Below are 21,930 nucleotides of genomic sequence, written 5' to 3'. Positions count from 1 at the left end.
CCAAATATGCCAATATGAAAACTTCCACCATTACCCACTGGGAAAAGAAGATTGAGCACGCCATTGCTTTATCGCATGATGATCCTTACGGTGAAAGGGACGTCAGAACTGTAGCTGCAATGATTGCCGAATCATACGACAACTTCTCGCATAAGTTTGTGGAAATGTACGGTGAATCTTATGTTCACTTTGCCAAAAGAAGGCGACTGGAAGCGGGCGCCGGCTACCTGCGGCATAGTGACTTTAGCGTAAAACAGGTTGCGGAAATGTGTGGATATACGCATTCCAGCTTTACCAGGGGCTTCCGGGAACTGTACAACGAATCTCCTGTCAACTTCCGCGACCGGCTGTACTTACCCAATGAAGCGCACACACTGGCAGAAACGTCGAAAGCCACTACGCCCCATAACGATCCACAACATCTCATTTTCTCTACAGACAGAACGCTCAATGTAGGTCTACCGGATTATATCCTGTACTACAACATATTGCCTCAAAACAACAACCCGGTAAAAAGCATGGTGGAGTATATGGACCGGTACCAGCAGCAGCTGCATACTATTAATGCGGTACTGCAACTGTCTGGTGCCATGGTAATTACCGGCACATTGGATGTGGTACCAGTTACCTCTTATAGTAAAATGATGATGTATGCAGGTATTCTCGTGCCCCAGGAAAGTGTCTATGACAGGGCACATCGGCAGATACAGCTCACCTTCCAGGAATCACATGGCCTGTATACCAAAATGATTCCCGGAGGTAGTTATAAAAAATTGCCAGTCCCCATGAGCTTTGTTGCTGCCGGCCTGCCTATGTACCAGTTTATCAATACCAGTTGCAGATCCGGGTACTTTAAAATGAGTGGCAATCATTTCTTTATTTCGCTCACCGGAATCGATCATTGTGAGATCTTCATTCCCTGGCAAAAGCGCTGAATTAAAATTGGAAATAGATCGGAATCATGGGTTGGGTACTCTTTACCTGCACCAACAACCATATGAATACCACCATGATGGCTACACTGCCCACCACTGGCACCCTTCCAAGAAACTTCTCCAGCGAGAATTCTACCCTGGAAGGCAGGAAATGCAATACAAAACCCAGCACCATTACCCAGAACACGGCGGTATACCCCTGGTAGAGTTCTATCGCTATTTCTGGCTGGAAATCGTATGCTACCTGGTGTAACAGCGACCAGGCATCATGGAACGTAGCAGCCTTGAAAAATACCCAGCAGAAACATACAAAGTGGAAAGTAATGAGTACGCCTATTATCTTAAAGAACGTGGCTTTCCAACCAGTTATCACTGTTTTACGTTTTTTCAACCAGTCAATGCGTACCTTATCAATGGCCAGCGCACTGCCATGCATCGCTCCCCAGAATATAAAATTCCAGCTCGCGCCATGCCAGAAGCCACCGATTAACATGGTCAGCGCCAGGTTAATATACTGACGTACTTTTCCTTTACGGTTGCCACCCAATGGGATATAGAGGTAATCGCGCAACCAGCTGGACAATGAAATATGCCAGCGGCGCCAGAACTCTGTAATGGAGGAACTCTGGTAGGGAGAGTCAAAGTTAGGCGGAATCTTAAAGCCGGTCCACCGGGCAATACCCAGCGCCATATCAGAATAACCGGAGAAATCGCAATAGATCACCAGGGCATAGCCATACACGCCTATCAGGCATTCCAGGCCAGTGTGCTTACTGGGGTCATCAAAAATATATTGTACAAAATTCTGGTAGATGAAGTCAGATATCACGATCTTCTTAAACAAACCACCCATAATCAGGTACATCCCCTTCCCGATGTCTTCAGAGGTAAGACGATAAGGCATGGATATTTGCGGAATGAAATCTGCCGCACGCACAATGGGGCCCATCATCAGTTTCGGGAAGAAAGACAGGAAGAAGAGATAATCCATGAAATTGCTTACCGGCTTGATTTCCCCACGATATACGTCGATCGTATAACTCAGGTTCTCAAAGGTATAGAAGGAAATCCCAATCGGCAGGATGAGGCTTAATGGATGAATATGTCCGGCAGTAACATCGTTGATAATACCAATAAAGAAGTTGGTGTACTTGAAATAAAACAGCAATCCTATATTCAGCAGGATGCTAAATATGAGCAACGATTTCTTTACTTTTTTATCACTACTATGGTAGATCCATCGCGATAAATTAAAGTCGACAATGGCCGACAGGATAACCAATCCCACATAATAGCCGCAGGCTTTATAGAAAAAATACAGGGAGAATACTGTATACACCCATACCCTGGCGGTTTTGCTCCTACTGGCCAGCAGGTAACACATCATGAATAAAGCAAAGTAATAAAAGAAGAAACCGCTGTTAAAGAGAACCGGATTTTTCTCGTCGTACAACAGTTCTGACAACAACTCATTAATGCTGATCATTGGAGATAACTGGATTTTTCTTGGTTTGCTGTAAGTAATGCGTGTAAGATTGCTGCAGGGCTTCGTATAGTAACTGGCCCTGTTGCTGGTATCCTCTCACATTAAAATGAATATGGTCTGGCGCCCATGCCCCTGCAAATCTATCCTTCTGCGCTTTATTTACCGCATTAAAATTCCAACAGGCAATGCCGTGTTGCCGGGCATATCCCATAATCTGCTGGGTAACCATTGAAATATATGGGTTGGGGTAATATACCGTATGATATATCGTCTTATATTTTCTTTTCCCTACTTTCTTTCTCACTCCTTTCCTCCCGGCGCGCATACAATCGGGCGGTGTGGTAAGGAGAATACGGGCAGCAGGATTTTGTTCCCCGATCAGGGTTACCATTCTTTCTATTTCATCTCTGAAGGCCAGCGGATCCATCCTGCCCCCATATGCTTCATTTGTACCCAGGGAGATGATAACCAGCTGTGGTTTCAGCACTGCCATCTGTGCCAAAAGCGTGTTATCAAACTCGTTGTATTGCTGGTACATGGCGCCATTAATTCCAATGCTATGGTATAGTATGCCCGGACGACCGTTTTTCATGACCGCACCAAAAAAGCGGAATGGCCCATTACCTGTACCTTCCCACCTTACCTGGAATGAGTTGACCGCTTGCGGGAAATGAAGGGTAGCCATACTGATGGTTGGCGAGCCTGGAAATGGAGCGGGGGTCACCGTAACTGTAGCATCAGGCGCCACCACGGTATTGTTGGTATTCCCGGCATCATACAACAGTTCTGCCTCGCGGAAGTTATTATCCATACTCCCGTCTGGTTTTCCGGAGAAAGCCAGGTTAGGTGCATCATTGAGGGAAGTGATCACAATGGCGCCAGGGCCAAGGACACTGGACTTATTCCGGTCTACCACTCTCTCCGACGACCATCTTACCGTACTGTTCCATCTGAAGTCTTCCGGGCCGTTGGTGCCTGCAAGGCTATAAGGGAATACATATCCCCTGCCGGCATATCCAAACTGTTGTTGCAGCAGCGAAGCCGTGGCCAACGGAAAATAGCCTGCCTGCACATGGGAATCGCCCAGGTGAAGAATAGATATTACACTACTGTCTGCAGCGGAAAGGGAATGAAAAACGCTAAACAGTGCAGTATCCTGCTGAATATTGTTAACGTTTACCTGCTGTGCATAAGTTGTTGTAATACCGGCGAGCAACAGCGAAAGCACTGCCACCCATGTTTTGTTAAGGTTGTGCCAGCCTGTATTCATTCATAATAGCTTTATAAAGCAGCGCTCCTACTTTGGCTGCTCCTGTTCTGTTAAAGTGTGTATAGTCTTTATTGGCCATGACGGTATCGCCCTCTACCCACTTTACCATAGAACCGTCGCCACCCATGGCGGCGTATAGGTTCCAGTAGGCGGTACCATGGCTTGCAGCCAGGTCGTGCTGCACCTGCAGCAATGCAGGCACTCCTGGTGCAGTGATATATTTATCGGCTTTGCGGTAAGATTTATCTGCTGTACCAATGATGAGGAAAGAAGTACCTGGCAGGTCGTTGCGCAAGGAATCCATTACCTTCTTCATCGGGCGCTCGTACCAGCTGTAATCTGTCAGTTCCGGGCGAAATAGTACGTTGGCGCCATAGTGCATCACGATGAGGTCATAAGGACGTTCCTGTTGCATACGACGTACCATTTCGGCCGACAGATGGCCCAGTTCTACTCCGCTGATTCCTCTGAAGGAGTAGTTGTCTACATAAATGCCATTCCCATTTTCAAAACAAACACCATAGAAAGGCATGGCGCTGCCACTATAACGCAACATCAGCGAAGGTTGCGCAGTATCCTGCGCCAGGTCCAGCCTGTTCACTGTTTCATTACCAGAAAGCGTATAGGTTTTGTCGTTAATGGTAACGGTGCTGGAAGCTACAGGCCCATATAACAGGGATATATCCTGGAATTTGTCGAGCAACGGCTTTTTCACAGGCGAGTATTTCACCCAGCTGTTTCCACCCGGGTAAAAGGTATGCCCCGACAGGCCCAGCGTGATATTAGAAGGGGGAGAATTTTTATAATGATAGTCCTTCCAGTCGGTAGAAAAGGTATGTGTGATAGTGGTTCTGAAAGAAGCCACCACGGAGGTAACTGGTACAAATCCTACACCAGCGCCACCGAAGAAGTGTTGCAGGCTGTCGCGCAGGTCACCAGTGATCAGGTCCCCTTCAATCATAGAGTCGCCGAAATAGGCAATCCGTACTTTACGGCGCTTACCGGATTTCAGTTCGCGAAGCGCGTTAAAGAAATGCTGCATACCAGCGGAGCTATCTCCGGGAACAGGGGAAGGATATTCCATAATCCCGGTATACGACATGAAGTCATGAGCATGATCGGGATTGGGTACTTGGGGGTTGGCAGCTCCGGCGCTGCTGTCTAAACCAGAAAGCTTACTGTTGCCTCTACCGGCAGCAGTAAGCTTTTGATTGTTTGTGGAAGCTGAATCTGTTCTTAGATCTGACAACAAATCCAGTTTCCTGAATTGAAAGTCTTTATATGATAAGCGGTAGTTCAGTTGTGACAGTCCTACCAGGCATGCGAGCGTTCCAATAATGATATAAAACGGGTAGGCAGACTTATTTTTGCCGGACATAGTTTATAATAGGTTAGCGCATCACTGTTCGCCTGCTGGCGGCATGCCTACGGTTAACCATTGCTTGGAGTCCGTTGCCACGCTATCCATGCTTGCGTCCAGCTTATACAATTTATAGCGGTTAATAATATTTGTCACTCTTCTGATCCATTCATGGCCGGCGGAAGAATAACCGCTATGGTTCATTTTTTTGAGCCAGGCGGAAAATTCGGGGTTTCCTTTCATTTGACCGAACCATTTTTTACTGGCCAACAGCTCCGCAAAATGCTCGTAGGAAGCCAGGTCAGTAACATATTGTTTGTATACGGAGCGGTGTCCGGACTTGGTCTTTGCCAGGTCGTTCTTACCTACAATACCAAAGTGGTTATGCAGCAATTTAGCATTTCTGCTGGTACCGGTGCCAGATTCCAGCATAGCAATTCCGAGGATAACGCTTGCCGGTATACCGGTTTCCTGCATAATTTCTACGGATACTGGTTTAAATTTCTTCAAATAATTGGTTGTCGATTGTTGAGCAAACCCAACATTGCTGAGCATGAGCAATATTAACACCGCACCTGACCATACTGTCCGCTTCAAGAATGTAGAAATTCTCATGGTAGTATTTTTTGTTGGTGATAGTTTTTTCTTTGTTTTCAGCATCATTTCTTCCTCACATATCAACGATGATCACATCGCAATATTACTTTAAAAAATTTAATAATATCTCTTCTCTCTGTTTCTTTACTCTCGTTAATCTCTTGTTAAAAAATATTGTCCCTATATTAGTGCTAATCCCCTTTGATGCAGCAAATTGCCATATCAAAGGGGATTTTTAGCTACGAAGCCCTCTTCTTGCAAAGACTATGCCGGTAAGTCCGTTTCTACGGCAGAGGCTGTTACGGTTTAGTTAAACCCGCCCCTGGAAATCACTTAACCAGGCTGATCCTTAACTCATTAAGCTGCGCTTGATCAATTTCACTAGGAGCATCCATCATTACGTCGCGACCCGAGTTATTTTTCGGGAATGCGATAAAGTCACGAATGCTTTCACTGCCACCTAACAGCGCACACAGGCGGTCAAATCCGAGTGCGATACCTCCATGCGGTGGTGCACCATATTCAAATGCACCCAACAGGAAGCCAAATTTGCGTTCTGCCTCTTCATTAGTCATTCCCAGAGCGGCGAACATCTTCTGTTGCAGATCGCGCTGGAAAATACGGATAGAACCACCACCGACTTCTGTACCATTTAAAACTATATCGTAGGCGTTTGCCTTAATTTTAGCGTATTGTGAAGGATCATCCATCAGGGCAATCTGCTCTGGCTTTGGTGACGTAAACGGATGGTGACGGGCCACCCATCGTTTTTCTTCTTCGGCGTACTCAAAAAGCGGAAAGTCTATTACCCACAACGGTTTAAACTCGTTTTTGTTGCGTAACCCAAGCCGTTCTCCCATTTCAAGGCGGAGCTCGCTGGCGGCTTTACGAGTGCGCTCTTCCTTGCCAGCCAGCACCAGGATAAGATCTCCAGGTTGCGCCTGACATTTTTGCGCCCATAATGCCAATTGCGATTCATCAAAAAATTTATCCACAGAGCTCTTTAGCGTGCCATCCGCATTATATTTAACATAGATGAGACCGCTCATGCCAATCTGCGGACGCTTTACCCAGTCTGTTAATTCATCCAGTTGTTTACGGGTATATTCGGCGCAGCCCTTGGCAGCAATAGCCACTACCAGTTCTGCCTCGTCAAATACCTTAAAACCCTTGCCTTTTACGGTATCATTCAGGTTTACCAGCTTCATCTCAAAGCGGATATCCGGTTTATCGTTACCATAATATTCCATGGCATCGTCGAAAGTCATTCTAGGGAATGGCTCATTAAACTCAAGACCTTTGATCTCTTTGAAGATATATTTCAACATCGCTTCAAAAGTGGTCAAGATATCTTCTTGTTCTACAAAGCTCATCTCACAGTCGATCTGCGTAAATTCTGGCTGACGATCTGCACGCAAATCCTCATCCCTGAAGCACTTTACGATCTGGTAGTAACGATCGTACCCACTCACCATCAACAATTGCTTGAAAGTTTGGGGCGACTGTGGTAGTCCATAGAACTGGTTTGGATTCATACGGCTGGGCACCACGAAATCGCGTGCGCCTTCAGGGGTAGAGTTAATCAGGAAAGGTGTTTCCACATCCATGAAACCGGCGGTGTGCAGATAATTACGTGCTGCACGGCCAACCTGGTAGCGGAGCTCCAGGTTCTGTCTTACCGCATTGCGGCGCAGATCAAGGAAACGGTACTTCATACGCAGCTCATCACCACCATCGGTATCATCCTGGATGGTAAACGGCGGTGTTTTAGCCGCGTTGAGGATCGTGAAGTCGCTTACCGTGATTTCTATATCTCCTGTCGGAATATTCTTATTCTTATTGGAACGCTCTGTTACGGTACCTTTTACCTGGATAACAAACTCACGGCCCAGGGGCTGTGCATCCAGTTTTGCATTCAGGCTTTCGCCGAACAACAATTGCGTAATACCATACCGGTCTCGCAGATCAAAGAAATTGATACTGCCAAACTTTCTTACTGTCTGTATCCATCCGGCCAATGTTACTTCCTGGCCCACCTGTTCCATTCGTAATTCCCCGCAAGTGTGCGTCCTGTACATGCGCAAATAATTGATTTAGTTAGTTTTATGGTTGACATACGGAATAAGCTGTCTGCAAATGGCGACCACTATCCAGTTGTGCACTTACACCCATAAGGGGGGCAAAGATACGGTTTGCATCGGGCATTTTATCCCGGGAGTATGTTAAAAATATCTGTGCAAGTCTACTTCCTGCATCAGTGGGGCATTTGCAACAAGCACTTCCTTAAAATGCGCTGCCATAAAAGGCGCCAGCGAGCAACCCTTGGTTCCAAGCCCGTTAAATATACCTATGGCGGGATACTCCGGATGAAAACCAATAATAGGCCGGCGGTCGTTTCCGGAAGGCCGTACAGCCGATAACTGATCGACCACCTCATATGGTACCTTAAGCAACTGTTGCAGACTCTTTTCCAATACTTCCCGCTGCTTCATTGTAGGCCGATCGTCTGTATAATCCCATACAAAAGAAGACCCCGCCCAATACAATCCATCTTCCTGGGGCACGAGGGTAATGCTCTTCTTCAGAATATCATTGGTTACTAATCCCGGTATCTTCACCAGCAGTACCTCCCCTTTATTGGGCAAAAATTTTACGTTTTTAAAGAAAGGTCTACTGGTAGTCCCCACTCCATCGCAGCAAATCACTTTGCCGGCACTGACGTCCTTATACGTTATACCGGAAGCTGTTATTTCCAGGGCTGCTGTGTCGAAATGTTCTTCCAGCAAAGCATCCTGTTCTGCCAGGTAACGACGATAAGCGGGCAACAAGGCCCGGAGATTTACGGTAGCTCCCTGCACAATGGCAGCGCCATACGGCTGGTCCAGGAATGCATCATATTTCAGGGTAGTTGGCAGCTCCGTATATTCATTACCGGTAGTCTTGTTCAGGAAAGCGTCTCTCATTTGGGACGAGGGGAATACCGTCCATAGCTCACGTTCGGTAAAAACCGGTACCTGCAGCAAAGCCGAAAGCTGCAGATAGGTAGCTTTTGCAAACGGATAAATAGTATCATACATCCAGGCTGGCTCAAAACGACGGCCAGATACCGGGTTAATAATGCCTGCAGCCACCCGCGAAGCACTGTTGGGTTTGGCATCGTCGATAACAATTATCTTTTTCCCTGCCTGTAGTAAGAACCAACTCAGCATGGTTCCCGCAATTCCCTGCCCTATAATAAGGTAATCTGCTTTCCTCATGATGCTGCGAAGATATAAAAAGGAGATTTTACGGAAAACCGCAAAATCCCCTTTCCTGTATTTTGTGTTGACTTTACTCTGTCACTTTCACATTCAACCCTTCGCTATGCGCTGTAAACTCCGGTGCATACATGCATTGCGCCTCACTGATGCCGTTCGAATACCGGCCCTCATGTGTTACAAATAAGGCGTATTCAAATACATATGTACCTTTGGGCAAATAGCTGAAGAAGAAATCTGTAGATGCATCTTTGGTACTTTCATAATAACTCATACCATTCTGCCATTTGCTGGTACTGATTACATTGGTTGGCTCAAAACAAGCTGCCCGCATATCTTTCAGGTGAATGTATTCCATGGTCCTGTCGGCACGCAGCACAATGCGTACTTTCACTTTATCTCCCACTTTCAGTTCGTTGCCATCTGTAATCCTGGTGAGTACCGGGCCTTTGTCGCTGTTCACTTCTTTGTACAGTTCTTTTTCCAGCACCAATGGCGTTTTAGCCGTGGTAATCTTATCCAGCTCTTCAAAATACTGCCAGTACACGGCTCCCCAGGAAGGTTGTCCCTTGCTGTCTTGTACGGTTACACTGATATGTCCCATATCCGGCTTTACCGCTTTGCCATCTATTTTTTCCTTGAAGTAGCCAGTGCCTGCTTCGGTGGCCACAGGCTGTATGGTTTGTGTACCCAGTTGCAACGTAACCTGCGGATTGGCAGCCAGCCAGTTACTACCCTGCAGAAGCATGGCGTAGCAGGCATCGGCGGTAGCTTTGGTGGTAGACCAGTTATTGGTTTGTTTGTTTTTCAACAACCAGGTCTTCATATCGGCTACTGCTTTCTCATCTTTACCAATCAGTTGGAATGCTTCTATCAGCAATGCCTGTGTTTCAATAGGCGCCTGCTGCCAGCCATAGCCAGCAACCACATCTTTCCAATACATCCCCATTTCCGGGCTGGTTATCGCATTTTCTTTCAGCGATTTCAATATAGCCGCCGGCGTTACCTTATCTCCTTTCCTGAATTGGGTCAGGGCTATCATGCCTTGTGCATAGCGTTCCTGCTTTGTCCACACCATTTTTTCCTGGGCGTAAAAGAAGTCGAAAGACTTTTTCATCGCGTCTGGCACGGGCTTATCGAAGAAGCTGCGGGCGTAGAGGTAGTGGATTTGCAGGTAGTTGATCTGTGGTGTTTTCAGATCCGCTTTTCTTTTGATAAGCTCATAGTAATCTTTATCCAATAGTCTATCCAGGTAATCAATGGCTTTATTAGCCATATTTGTGGTTACCGGGTCTTTTACCGCCGCCAGTTGTTGCAGGTGGCCAATACCCGCCACAATATACTGTGTAATAAATCTATCTTCCCACATGCCGGTAAACCAGGGGAAAGCGCCGCTGGGCAATTGTTTGGCAGCCAGTTTATCCAGGGAAGATTTGCTTTCCTGTTTCATGCGTTGCAGATCAAACAACAAGGCGATATTTTTCTTCTGTTGCGCTTCGTTCTTTGCTTCCAGCACCCAGGGTGTTTGTTGCAGCAATACTGCTTTCAGTTCTTCATTCTTCTGCAGGTTGCTCTGCAATGCGGTGGTGTCGGTAGTTTTCCATTTTTCAAATACCGACTTTAAGCCTGGCGTAGCACCAGTAATATAGGTGGCAAGTGCGTTGGCGTAATAACGGTTAAACACCTGTTCTGCACATTCATACGGGAACTCCATCAGGTAGGGCAATGCCTGTACCGCATACCAGGCAGGGTTGCTGGTATATTCTACTGTAACGGCATGTTGCACCAGTGTTTGGGAAGCATCGCTATGCAGCAGTTTCTCAAAAGTAAAATCATGTTTTCCATCTCCTCTTACCGGCAAAGGCATCGCTTCTGTTACCAACATCCGGTTAGTGAGCACCGGCAGGGCGTTTTCCTCTCCATCGCTGAAGTTGCCTGCCTGCGCGGTTACACGATATATCAACGCACTTTGGAAACCATGAGGAATCTGTAAAGGAAAACTTACCACAGTGCTTTGCCCCGGTTTAGCTGTGAAATGTTGCACAGGGAAGATATTCTGGAACCATCCGTCAACTGGCTGCATAGTTGTTGCATCCAGCAATTCCAGGTGGGCCTGGCCTATCTGCAGGGTATCAGACAGGTTGCTCACTTTAGCAGTGAAGGTTATTTTATCGCCTTCACGTACAAAGCGGGGCGCATTAGGCTGCACCATCAGCATTTTCTGTGTAACGATGCTGGCACTTGTGGTGCCGAATGCCAGCTCTTTGGTATGTGCCAGCGCCTGGAAGTTCCATTTGGTAAGGGCTTCCGGCACGGTGAACTCGAAAGAAATATTGCCGTCTTTGTCGGTATGAAGATCGGGGAAGAAAAAGGCCGTTTCCTGGAAGTTTTTACGGACGGAGGCAACAGGAGCTTCGCCCGCCGGGGCCTCGGCGGTATCCGTTTTTTTCTTAGTTCCATATCCTACTTCTACTATCTCATTTAATTGAGCATTTTTAGCAAGGCCTATTGCAGAAGCCGATGCGGGCGCCGGAGCCATCATTTTAGCATCTTCCGCCAGCACTAAGCCTGGAACTCTTCCGGCTAAAGCTTTTCTACGTATATTTCCGCCAGGGCCTGCTCCCATCCAACCTCCGCCATCTGCCATGTTCCAATCAAACAGGTTCAACTCATCATACTCTTTTGACTCAGATGGATAAGATTTATCCGGACGGATATACAGCCCGGTAGATACTTCCATTTTAAAGTTTTCGCTGCCGTTGAAAGCAGAGGGCCTGGAAGCATATGGATAAATACCGGGTATGGACCAGGCACTATGGGCAAAGGCATCCAGCGAAGCATCGTACATGGCAGCCAGCATTTCTGCAGCTACTTTCTCACCTTTATTGCCGGAAATTTGAACTGTCCACTTTTCTTTTTCGCCGGGTAACAACTTGTCGCGGTGAGTGCCGAGTTTCACTTGCAGGTCCTTATTGCTCCAGGGAACAACAATGCCTGCTTCTGTAGTGAATATGCGATTATCTTTTACAAAAATATAGTTGATCTGTTTACCGCCTCTTTCTTTTTCTGTGATAGAATATTCCAGCTTTTTCACCCCACCGAGATCCACGCTGGTATGTACATCACCATCCTCCACGGTTTGCGTGGATTGTAATATATTCAAGGGGCCTGCGCTGGTACCGAATAGGATGCTGGCGGTATTGCCCGGTTCTACAGTGGCTTCAGGCTGATAAGTCCACAAATAGGCAGGAGCCGGCAATACTTTGGCATTTGGGTCTACCAGCTCAAAGGTGGTTTTCTGTGTTACTGTATCATTGTTTTTATCAATGGTACTTACTTCCAGTTCGTAAAAACCAGGTTTCAACTTTTGGGTATTGAGGGTTACCCGGCCATCGGGATTGCTTTTCACGGTTTCCTGCATCACTGGCGACAGACGGGGCCAGGCAGCGGTTTCATCTTCATTTTTATAAATGTCTACCGGGAAAGTGCTGACATAGGCTGTTTCGTCCATTACAAACTGATCTGGTTTTTCCCAGTAGCGGGGACGTATCAGGCGTTTGTTGGGTGTAAGCGGCTTCAGTTGTACCTGAAGTGTAGCCGGTTCATAGCCACCATTCAGGTTCTTGGAAATAATCCTGATATCCGCCAATTCCTTTTGCTGCATGCGCTCTGCGGCACGCAGCTCTATTTCCATGGATTGGTAACCTACGCTCACAGATTGGCCTGCACTGCGGGTTTCACCGTTCAGATCTGTTACATCTGCATGTACGTAGTAACTAAAAATAGGCTTGTTGGCCGGGTCTACTGTTTTATCACTCAGCGCCGGGAATTTTACAGTAAATGCGCCATTGGCATCCGTGGTGGTTTCACCGTGTGCAATTTCACGGGAAGCATAATAAGGTATAGGTTTCCGGTAAAACATCCATAAGTAGGGATAACGCACCTGGCGTTCTACCCGGTACTTTACTTTTGCCCCATCGATGTTGTTTCCTGCATAGGCGAGTGCTTTGGCGGTGGCAGTAACAGTGTCGCCTAAACGATAGCTTTCCTTCACGGAATCAAAGGCAACATAAAACTTAGGTCGTTTATATTCTTCCACGCGGACAGCCAGGTTTCCTTTCCCTTTGGCTTCTTTCAGGGAGAAAATACCGTTCATTCGCCCCTCGGGCAAAACAAACTTCCCGGAGTAAGTTCCATATTCGTTGGTGGTCAATTTCAGGGAGTCTACTTTGGTACCGTTGGCATCATATAAATAGATATTGGATTGATAGCCTGGTTGCAGCTGACTTTGTACCTCCTTGGCATTTTGCTTTATGACAATCCCTTTAAAGTAAACAGTTTGACCCGGGCGATAAATCCCCCGGTCGGCGAAGAGGTAGTGATAGATGCCGTCAGTATTGTTGTTGTAAGTATTATTATAGAAATACTTGTACTCATCTATATACAGTTCATCTGCACCATTTTTCCAGTGAGTACGGATCTGTTGGCCATTATTAGCATACTTGACTTTTACATTACCATTTTTATCGGTCACCAGGCTTTGCAATAATGTCCAGTTATCCTGGTCATCGCGGTAGTTGCCTTTATATATATCTACCGTTACTCCTGGTAAAGCCTTACCAGTAGTGCGGTCCAGCGCATAGTATTCGCTGTTCCCGCTGATATAGCTAATATTTGACACCCAGGTCAACTGCATGGCCATGGGGTTATTGTTCAGCGCAAATGCAGGATCTACGCTGGACAGCAGCATGTAATGTCCTGCCGGTAATGCATCAACTTTAATCTCCGCCTTATGTAAGAGGTAGTCGTTGGGGTTGGGCAGGGCTTGTTCCCATGATTTCAGCGCTGGCCGCGCCAACGCTAGTTTCCAGTAAGAATTTTCATCGTTCCGGTAATTCTGCTGCGCTTTGCGTAGCTGTTTAAGGAATGCTTCATCCACCTTTACCATGCGGAGGTAGATCTTATTGATGTTCTTGTATTTAACCAGGGTTCTAAAGGGCAACGCTGGTACGTTTACTGCTTCCGTGGTCAGTTCCAGCGATTTTTCGTTCACCTGGTCCAGCATCTGGGCGCAGGCTACGCCACCGGCCGATTGAGGCGCCAGTTGTATGGCTTTCTCACAAATTTCCTTTGCTTTTTTGATAGCAGCTGCATTGGGCGCCTCTTCATGTAGGCCTTCCTGGAGGTAGTGAGCGGCCTGTAGTTGCAGGATGGCTGTTACTTCTGGTTGGCCGGTATAGGTTTGGGTCATCTGGTCCAGGGCTTGCAGGTAAAGGTCGTCCTTGTTGTCTATCACCGCTACCTGGTTCATATAGGTAATTCTTTCTGCGTCGATATCCAGCAGGGCTGCTTTGTCTCCGGCATGCAGGCGAATAAGCTCCTGTAGGATTAACAAGGCATGATATTGCAAAGAGGCGCTATCCGTGGTAGTAAAGCGATGGGCTGCGAAGGTGGCTGCGGGGGCAAAAGCTGCTGCATCTGTCAGCTCAAACTGGTTAACCGGGTTGGTGATAGCCGACTCGCCGGATTTAAAATACTCCAGGGCGCGATGGGCCAGCAAATCGTATAGTGTGGGCCGTAATGCGCGGGTATTGCCAGGTATGATAATAGGATCAAACTCACGGAGCGCAGTCTTTTCCAATAATAATTTATCAGACAAAGAGGACTCGTAAGCGTCAGTAATTTCCCGGTGTAGTTTTTCCATGCCCCAGGTAGTGATATCTGTGCCTTCATCGCCGGCGATAGCGGTGCGGTTGTACAGCTGGTAGCGGTGATACTGAAAATACCGGAGCAGCATTTCTGCCTTGATGCTTTGCAGAACCGCTTTTTGAGCGCCGGAGGCAGCAGCTATCTGCTTATCGATGCGTTGCATGTTTTCCAGGGTGCTGCTGTCTTTGATCTGGGTATTGTATTTCATTTGGTAGATCAATGCTTTGATCTCCTGTACCGTTGCTTTGTCTTTTACAGCATGGGCGTAAATATCGTTTGCCACTTCCAGTGCCGATTTAGGTAATCCCTTTTCTTCGAGGGTGGTTACTTTTTTCCAGGAGTTATCATAATTAAACTGGGCCATTATCTGAATGCTGCTAAAGATTAAAACAATGAATATTCCGATGAATAAACGCATAAAACCGTTATTTACATGAAGTAAGATACTTTTTAAAGAGATGCGGGTTTCAGTAAGGTTTCCATAAATGGGGGATAAAAAAAGGTGAAAAGTGATGGGATGATACCGCCTCACTTTTCACCTTTATATATTTTACCTGCAGATAATTATGCCAGGGCTGCTTTCTTGCTCAGTACTTCTGCCATGGTTTTACCGATGTTGGCAGGGCTTTCTACAACGTGCACACCGCATTCCGCCATGATCTTCATTTTAGCGGCGGCGGTATCGTCTGCACCACCGATGATAGCACCGGCGTGGCCCATACGGCGTCCCGGAGGAGCGGTTTGACCAGCGATGAAGCCTACAACCGGCTTAGTACCAAATTCTTTGATCCATTTAGCGGCATCTGCTTCCATGCTACCACCAATTTCACCGATCATGATGATGCCTTCTGTTTCAGGATCGTTCATCAGCAACTCTACTGCATCTTTCGTAGGTGTACCGATGATAGGGTCGCCACCAATACCGATAGCGGTAGAAACGCCTAAACCAGCTTTTACTACCTGGTCAGCTGCTTCGTAAGTGAGGGTACCGGATTTGGAAACGATACCGATGTTACCTTTTTTGAAGATAAAGCCAGGCATGATACCTACCTTAGCTTCTTCTGCGGTGATAACACCAGGACAGTTAGGCCCGATGAGGCGGGTAGTAGTTCCCTGCAGGAAATTCTTCGCTTTGATCATATCCTGAACAGGAATACCTTCGGTGATACATACCACCAGGGCAATACCAGCTTCGGTAGCTTCCATGATTGCATCTGCTGCGAATGCTGGCGGTACAAAAATGATAGAAACATCTGCACCTGTTGCTTTTACTGCATCCGCTACTGTATTGAATACCGGGCGCTCCAGATGCGTAGTGCCACCCTTACCAGGGGTAACCCCACCCACTACCTGGGTACCATATTCAATCATCTGCGTAGCATGGAATGTACCCTCAGTACCGGTAAATCCCTGAACAATCACTTTACTATCCTTATTAACTAAAACACTCATCGCGCTTGTTTTATTGGTTTAATATTATATATCTGATTCTTCTGGACGGCAAAAATAAGCCGATTTCCATAATTCTGCAATTTATCGCCTTTAAGATAAAGCTACCAATCGCCCGGGAAAATAATTTAAGGAACATCTCTCCGTATATATATTTATACTAATGTATAACATACTATTTTCTATTTCCCGTCCTGTTCTTTTTTCAGCTGATCCCGCCACTTTCCATCCTTAAACATTTCTAACTGCCGCATTTCTTTGGCTTCCCGGAGGAACTCAGACGCGAAAATAAAGTCGTTTAATTTCTGATCCTTGCTGAATACAATGTCTTTATTACTTCCCTCCCATTGCTTCTGACCCTGGTACATATATACAATGTGGTCGCCACTTTCCATTACTGTATTCATGTCATGGGTATTGATCACAGTAGTGATATTATATTCTTTGGTAAGCTCGGTAATCAGTTTATCGATGAGCAGGGAGGTTTGCGGATCCAGGCCGGAGTTGGGTTCATCGCAGAATAGATACTTTGGATTCAGCACAATGGCGCGGGCAATACCTACTCTTTTCTTCATACCACCGCTGATTTCAGCAGGATATTTTTTAGCGGCTTCTTTAAGCTGTACCCTTTCCAGACATTCGTCTACACGGGCTTTCTTTTCTTTATGGGTGCCAGCACCAAACATTTCCAGGGGAAACATTACATTCTGCTCCACCGTCATACTGTCAAATAGGGCAGATCCCTGGAACAACATGCCTATTTCCTGGCGGATGCCTTTTTTCTCTTTATCGTCCATACTGGTAAAGTCCTGGTTATCATACAGTACCTTACCACTGTCTACGCCCATCAATCCCACAATGCATTTCATCAATACGGTTTTGCCACTACCACTGGCGCCAATGATCAGGTTTACCTTACCGGGCTCCATTGTTGTAGACACGCCTTTCAATATTTCCTTATCCCCAAAGCTCTTTCTTATGTCTTTCAGTTCAATCATGATTACAGTAATATAGCCGTTAATGCGTAGTCCATGAATAATACCAACACACAACTTACCACGACGGCCGTGGTGCTGGCTTTACCGATTTCCAATGCGCCACCGGTAACATTATAGCCGTAGTAGGCAGATACGCTGGCAATAATAAATCCGAAAGTGTAGGATTTAGCCATCGCAAAAAATACGTTGTATGCTTTAAACTCCTGTCGTAATCCCTGCATAAATTGTTCGCCAGACAGTACTCCAGACAGCTCCCCCGCTTCCTTACCACCCCAGATACCCAGGAAACCCGCAATGGCAACCAGGACTGGTATCATCAGTACGGCAGCCAGGATTTTAGGGGCTATAAGGTATCCTTTGGTATTGATACCCATAATTTCCAGGGCGTCAATTTGCTCGGATATCCGCATATTACCCAATTCCGACGCTATTTTTGAGCCGACCACACCGGCCAGTACAATACTGGTCAAGGTTGGAGCAAACTCAAGGATAATGGTATCACGTACCACCTGTGCAATGGTACTCTTGGGTATGATAGGGCTTACAAGCTGATAGGCTGTTTGCAGCGTCGTTACACCACCCATGAACAGGGAAATAATAAAGACTATCCCAAACGACCCTACGCCGATATCCACGCATTGCTGCATAAATTGTTTCCAGTACATCTTCATGTTTTCCGGGCGGGAAAACATGCCCTTTAACATTAGCAGGAAATTTCCGAAATGATAGAAGAATTTGAACTCCATAACTGATCAAAGATAGGAAGGATTTTTTCAAACCTGTCTTAATTTAAGATTTAATACCAGGCTTACCGTAAGCTGCTCACCAGCAAACGTTTTAAACTACGTTCTATAATTTCCCCCATGGTCTTGCAACGCGAGAAAACGGCATCATGATAATATTCGGCCAACTCATTCCCTAACTGCTGTATTTTTTCAGGGAAAGACACCCGGTCGGTCATGATCACATCCCGCAGATCCTTGATCCGGTGGCGGTGTGCTTTGATACGGCGGGCAATTACGGCACGTTCCTCCTGTTGATATTGTTTCACTACTTCCGCATTCAGGTGCTTAATCGCCAGATCTACAAACACCCTGTTTTCCTTGAAATACTGCGGCATGTAGAGTGTACGCCGGCCTTCGTAAAACTGCTGGTCGAAGTCTATAGCCCGTATTCTGAACTGCACATCATCAAAATCAGGCGTGATATCGAACACGAAGTTATATGAACGCATATCACCCAATAATCGTACAAAGCAGCGTTCATTGAATTTCACAAACTCTTTGGCGATACGCTTCGGGTTAAACTCAGGCCTGTTCAGGTAATGCGAAATGAACTGATCACCAGGTACACCTGCAATATGTTCTTCTACCAGGGTATTACCATCTATCAGGAAGTTCATCCAGTAGGGAGATAAGATATGCTCCAGTTCCAGGCCATAAATACGGGAAGCATCGGCTATCTTAATATAAAAATAGTCGTATACTTCATTGTAGTTATTGACGATTTTAATACGAAAAGGATGAGAATTTCCGAAAGTGCAGTAATCGATCCGTTCTATATGTAGGTGCTCCTCTGCGGTTTGATCCCCACCCGCCTTCAAAATAGAATATATCCGCTTTAGCCCTGCGTGAATGGATCCAACCATGCTCTGGGGATAGAAAACGGTTTCCCATAGCGTGTCTTTTCCCTCTTTATCATACACGGAAATAGATTGATCATAATACCGCAGTTCCTCGTAGGATATAGGCAACTTCAACTCCCGCTCATATAATTTGAGGTAATTGCGGAAGGCCGAGTTGATAGGGAAAAATATTTTCTTACGGGAAATAGTTTGCATGGTTAAATATAGGAAAAAGCGGAAAGCAAAAAGCTATTGCAGAGAATGAGGATAGCGGATATTAAAAATCGCTTCGGTCATCTCCGCAATAGCTTTTGCTATGCTTTATCGTTTACTTTTTCTTTTTCTCTTTCTTTCTTTTTTCCTCTTCACTAGCCTGACGGCAGCATTTCTCCTGCGCATCTACCACTGCGATATTCACCATGTTTACTATTTGGCGCACAGTACTACCCAATTGCAGGATATGCACTGGCTTTTTCATGCCCAACAGGATGGGGCCAATAGCATCAAATCCGGCTACTTCCTGTAAGAGGTTATAGGCGATATTACCCGCTGCCAGGTTAGGGAAGATGAGGGTATTTACTTCTTCTCCCAACAGTTCCGTAAACGGATAGTTATCTTTCAGAATTTCCTTGTTAAAGGCCATTGCAGCCTGTATTTCACCATCTACAATGAGCGACGGATCGCGTTGTTTTACGATTTCGCGCGCCTTACTCATTGTTTGCGCCTCGGGCGTCTGGCTACTGCCAAAGTTGGAATAAGACAGCATCGCAATGCGGGGCGTGATATTGAAGTTTTTCACTTCCTTAGCCACCATCATGGTAATATCGGCCAGTTCTTCTGCCGTAGGATTGAAGTTTACGGTGGTATCTGCCAGGAACAACGGTCCGCGTTTGGTTTGGATAATGTACATACCAGCTACGCGTTTGGCGCCATCTTCCATACCTATTACCTGCAGCGCAGGACGGATCGTATCCGGGTATTTGCGGGTAAGACCGGAAATCAGCGCATCTGCTTCGCCGGTTTCCACCATCATACAGCCGAAATAGTTACGCTCACGCATAATTTTACGGGCTTCGTACTGGTTGAGTCCTTTGCGCTGGCGCTTCTTGAAGAAAAGATCTCCGAAGCGATGACGCATTTCCTTCATTTCTTCACTCTTCGGATCAATGATCACTACATTTTCAATGTCGATGGCATTTTCCAGCATCAGTTCACGGATACGGGTTTCATTACCCAGCAGGATGGGGTGGGCAATACCTTCGTCGTTCACTACCTGGGCAGCTTTCAGCACTTTCAGATTATCTGCTTCCGCAAATACAACCTTTCTTGGATCACGGCGCGCTTTCGTACCTATTACGCGGAACAGCTGGTTATCCAGTCCCAGTCGATGATTCAGCTCATTCCTGTAAGCTTCCCAATCGGTAATGGGCCGGTGGGCAACACCGCTTTCCATGGCGGCCTTAGCTACTGCAGGCGCTACGGTGCTCAATAAGCGGGGATCCAGTGGTTTAGGAATAATGTATTTAGGTCCGAAGAAAATATTTCTTTCGTTATAGGCCAGGTTAACGATATCCGGTACCGGCGATTTGGCCATTTCTGCCAGGGCTCTTACGGCTGCCAGTTTCATGGCTTCGTTAATCTGTGTGGCCCGCACATCGAGTGCGCCACGGAAAATGTATGGGAAGCCCAATACGTTGTTTACCTGGTTGGGATAATCAGAACGGCCGGTAGCCATTATGATATCCGGGCGGGCGGCAATAGCGGTTTCGTAAGCTATCTCCGGGTCAGGATTTGCCATGGCAAACACAATAGGGTTCTTAGCCATGCTCTTGATCATGTCGGTAGAAACCACGTTGCCCACTGATAATCCCAGGAACACATCCGCTCCTTTCATGGCTTCTGCCAATGTAGTTATTTTGGTATTGGTAACAAATTGCTTATGCCTGTCGGATAAGTCCTTGCGGTCTTTGTTCAACACACCATCCTTATCAAACATGATGAAATTTTCCGATTTGGCGCCCAGGGCTACATACAGCTTTACACAGGCCATGGCAGCGGCGCCCGCGCCGTTTACCACAATTCTCACCTTCTCTATCTTCTTTTTAACCAGTTCCAGCGCATTCAGTAAAGCGGCGGAAGAAATGATGGCCGTACCATGCTGATCATCATGCATGATCGGAATTTTCAGTTCTTTTCTCAGCCTGTCTTCAATTTCGAAACATTCCGGGCTTTTGATATCTTCCAGATTAATACCACCAAAGGTGGGCTCCAGGGCCTTTACAGCCGCTACGAAGGTATCCGGATCTTTAGCGTCCAGCTCTATATCAAATACATCTATATCGGCAAATATTTTAAATAATACGGCTTTACCTTCCATTACCGGTTTGCCGGCTTCAGGACCTATATCTCCTAATCCCAGTACAGCGGTGCCATTGCTGATAACGCCCACCAGGTTACCTTTCGCGGTATATTTATAAACGTTTTCTACGTCGTTGTAAATTTCTTTACAAGGTTCTGCTACTCCGGGAGAGTATGCGAGTGACAGATCCCATTGTGATTTAGTGTCTTTTGTAGGTATGACTTCAATTTTACCCGGCCTGCCCATTGCATGATAGTCTAACGCATCCTGCTTATTCAGTTTCTTTGCCATATAAATATAAGATTGTTATTGGGCGTGCAATATACGAAGTATTCAAATAGCGCATCCAACACAATAGTGGGATACCTGCCTATTATTAACGATACTAACCATTAAAATTACTTACTTTTACAGCGTTAAACATTCGCAAATATCATGATACAACGCATCCAGAGTCTCTATCTGCTATTGGCTGCCGCCGCAGGCGCTGCTGCTTTATCTTTTAACCTGTGGAAAGCTACCCTGACCAACAACCCTAACCCGGTGTATGTGAACGCTTCCAGCAACTATCTCCTGTTTGTACTGTATGTGGTGATTATACTGCTGAGTGCAGTGACTATTTTCCTCTTTAAGAAGCGTAAACTACAGTTCCGGCTGACAATATTTAACATTCTTTTTGCTTTTGGCGCCCTGGCTTACCAATATTATGTGGTGCAGCAAACTGCTAATAAATTAAGTACCGGTGGCGTAGCCATCACATCCGCGTCTTATCAGATCGCCTCATTTTTACCCATTGTGATCATCATTTTGCTAGTCTTGGCGGTAAGAGGCATTTATAAAGATGAGAAACTGATTAAATCTCTCGACCGACTCCGATAACCAGGCA

At 46.3% G+C, this 21,930-nt stretch carries 14 protein-coding genes; 2 read left to right on the top strand and 12 right to left on the bottom strand.

Going from position 1 to position 21,930, the window contains the following annotated elements; all coding sequences use genetic code 11:
- Window positions 1–14 precede the first annotated feature (14 nt).
- Complete coding sequence (locus HGH90_RS21510) at window positions 15–935, top strand: helix-turn-helix transcriptional regulator (RefSeq protein ID WP_169191869.1); 921 nt, start codon at window positions 15–17, stop codon at window positions 933–935.
- A gap of 1 nt (window position 936) precedes the next feature.
- On the opposite strand, the gene HGH90_RS21505 is transcribed toward HGH90_RS21510, so the two are convergent.
- The 12 genes from HGH90_RS21505 to HGH90_RS21450 form a co-directional block, all read right to left on the bottom strand.
- Window positions 937–2,421: an MBOAT family O-acyltransferase gene (locus tag HGH90_RS21505; protein ID WP_168767013.1), complete on the bottom strand. Its 1,485-nt coding sequence runs from the start codon at window positions 2,419–2,421 to the stop codon at window positions 937–939.
- On the bottom strand, window positions 2,408–3,691 hold the full coding sequence (locus tag HGH90_RS21500; protein ID WP_168767012.1) for a GDSL-type esterase/lipase family protein: 1,284 nt from the start codon (window positions 3,689–3,691) through the stop codon (window positions 2,408–2,410). Before HGH90_RS21500 ends, HGH90_RS21505 begins: the two co-directional genes overlap by 14 nt.
- Window positions 3,666–5,069, bottom strand: a complete 1,404-nt coding sequence (locus tag HGH90_RS21495; RefSeq protein ID WP_168767011.1) for a hypothetical protein — start codon at window positions 5,067–5,069, stop codon at window positions 3,666–3,668. The genes HGH90_RS21500 and HGH90_RS21495 overlap by 26 nt, the downstream gene beginning before the upstream one ends.
- Before the next feature lie 21 nt (window positions 5,070–5,090).
- Window positions 5,091–5,666 (bottom strand): glucosaminidase domain-containing protein, encoded by a 576-nt coding sequence (locus HGH90_RS21490; protein ID WP_168767010.1) that lies wholly within the window; start codon window positions 5,664–5,666, stop codon window positions 5,091–5,093.
- 311 nt (window positions 5,667–5,977) lie between these two features.
- Window positions 5,978–7,726 carry an aspartate--tRNA ligase gene (gene aspS, locus HGH90_RS21485; RefSeq protein ID WP_168767009.1) on the bottom strand — a complete coding sequence of 583 codons (1,749 nt, stop codon included), beginning with the start codon at window positions 7,724–7,726 and terminating at the stop codon, window positions 5,978–5,980.
- A 144-nt stretch (window positions 7,727–7,870) separates the two neighbouring features.
- A complete protein-coding gene (locus HGH90_RS21480) occupies window positions 7,871–8,905 on the bottom strand; it encodes an NAD(P)/FAD-dependent oxidoreductase (protein ID WP_168767008.1) in 1,035 nt (344 codons plus the stop codon).
- Window positions 8,906–8,978: 73 nt separating this feature from the next.
- A complete protein-coding gene (locus tag HGH90_RS21475) occupies window positions 8,979–15,032 on the bottom strand; it encodes an alpha-2-macroglobulin family protein (RefSeq protein ID WP_169191868.1) in 6,054 nt (2,017 codons plus the stop codon).
- A 146-nt stretch (window positions 15,033–15,178) separates the two neighbouring features.
- On the bottom strand, window positions 15,179–16,066 hold the full coding sequence (sucD, locus tag HGH90_RS21470) for a succinate--CoA ligase subunit alpha (protein ID WP_145660657.1): 888 nt from the start codon (window positions 16,064–16,066) through the stop codon (window positions 15,179–15,181).
- 179 nt (window positions 16,067–16,245) lie between these two features.
- On the bottom strand, window positions 16,246–17,061 hold the full coding sequence (locus tag HGH90_RS21465) for an ABC transporter ATP-binding protein (protein ID WP_169191867.1): 816 nt from the start codon (window positions 17,059–17,061) through the stop codon (window positions 16,246–16,248).
- A gap of 2 nt (window positions 17,062–17,063) precedes the next feature.
- Window positions 17,064–17,807 (bottom strand): MlaE family ABC transporter permease, encoded by a 744-nt coding sequence (locus tag HGH90_RS21460; protein WP_168767005.1) that lies wholly within the window; start codon window positions 17,805–17,807, stop codon window positions 17,064–17,066.
- Window positions 17,808–17,869: 62 nt separating this feature from the next.
- Window positions 17,870–18,901, bottom strand: coding sequence for a hypothetical protein (locus tag HGH90_RS21455; protein ID WP_168767004.1), 1,032 nt, complete (start codon window positions 18,899–18,901; stop codon window positions 17,870–17,872).
- 112 nt (window positions 18,902–19,013) lie between these two features.
- The gene (locus HGH90_RS21450; RefSeq protein ID WP_169191866.1) at window positions 19,014–21,335 is read right to left on the bottom strand and encodes an NADP-dependent malic enzyme; all 2,322 of its coding nucleotides are present in this window, start codon (window positions 21,333–21,335) and stop codon (window positions 19,014–19,016) included.
- Window positions 21,336–21,479: 144 nt separating this feature from the next.
- On the opposite strand from HGH90_RS21450, the gene HGH90_RS21445 reads away from it, so the two are divergent.
- Window positions 21,480–21,923, top strand: coding sequence for a DUF4293 domain-containing protein (locus HGH90_RS21445; RefSeq protein WP_168767002.1), 444 nt, complete (start codon window positions 21,480–21,482; stop codon window positions 21,921–21,923).
- The last annotated feature ends 7 nt before the right edge of the window (window positions 21,924–21,930 follow it).

This window comes from Chitinophaga sp. Ak27, from assembly GCF_012726295.1.
Classification (GTDB): Bacteria; Bacteroidota; Bacteroidia; order Chitinophagales; family Chitinophagaceae; genus Chitinophaga.
This window is presented reverse-complemented; position numbering and strand designations above follow the sequence as displayed.

Coding starts and splice junctions, on each gene's coding strand:
- HGH90_RS21510 (WP_169191869.1), top strand. CDS start 15: ATGAAAACTTCCACCATTACCCACTGGGAAAAGAAGATTGAGCACGCC.
- HGH90_RS21505 (WP_168767013.1), bottom strand. CDS start 2,421: ATGATCAGCATTAATGAGTTGTTGTCAGAACTGTTGTACGACGAGAAA.
- HGH90_RS21500 (WP_168767012.1), bottom strand. CDS start 3,691: ATGAATACAGGCTGGCACAACCTTAACAAAACATGGGTGGCAGTGCTT.
- HGH90_RS21495 (WP_168767011.1), bottom strand. CDS start 5,069: ATGTCCGGCAAAAATAAGTCTGCCTACCCGTTTTATATCATTATTGGA.
- HGH90_RS21490 (WP_168767010.1), bottom strand. CDS start 5,666: ATGAGAATTTCTACATTCTTGAAGCGGACAGTATGGTCAGGTGCGGTG.
- aspS (WP_168767009.1), bottom strand. CDS start 7,726: ATGTACAGGACGCACACTTGCGGGGAATTACGAATGGAACAGGTGGGC.
- HGH90_RS21480 (WP_168767008.1), bottom strand. CDS start 8,905: ATGAGGAAAGCAGATTACCTTATTATAGGGCAGGGAATTGCGGGAACC.
- HGH90_RS21475 (WP_169191868.1), bottom strand. CDS start 15,032: ATGCGTTTATTCATCGGAATATTCATTGTTTTAATCTTTAGCAGCATT.
- sucD (WP_145660657.1), bottom strand. CDS start 16,066: ATGAGTGTTTTAGTTAATAAGGATAGTAAAGTGATTGTTCAGGGATTT.
- HGH90_RS21465 (WP_169191867.1), bottom strand. CDS start 17,061: ATGATTGAACTGAAAGACATAAGAAAGAGCTTTGGGGATAAGGAAATA.
- HGH90_RS21460 (WP_168767005.1), bottom strand. CDS start 17,807: ATGGAGTTCAAATTCTTCTATCATTTCGGAAATTTCCTGCTAATGTTA.
- HGH90_RS21455 (WP_168767004.1), bottom strand. CDS start 18,901: ATGCAAACTATTTCCCGTAAGAAAATATTTTTCCCTATCAACTCGGCC.
- HGH90_RS21450 (WP_169191866.1), bottom strand. CDS start 21,335: ATGGCAAAGAAACTGAATAAGCAGGATGCGTTAGACTATCATGCAATG.
- HGH90_RS21445 (WP_168767002.1), top strand. CDS start 21,480: ATGATACAACGCATCCAGAGTCTCTATCTGCTATTGGCTGCCGCCGCA.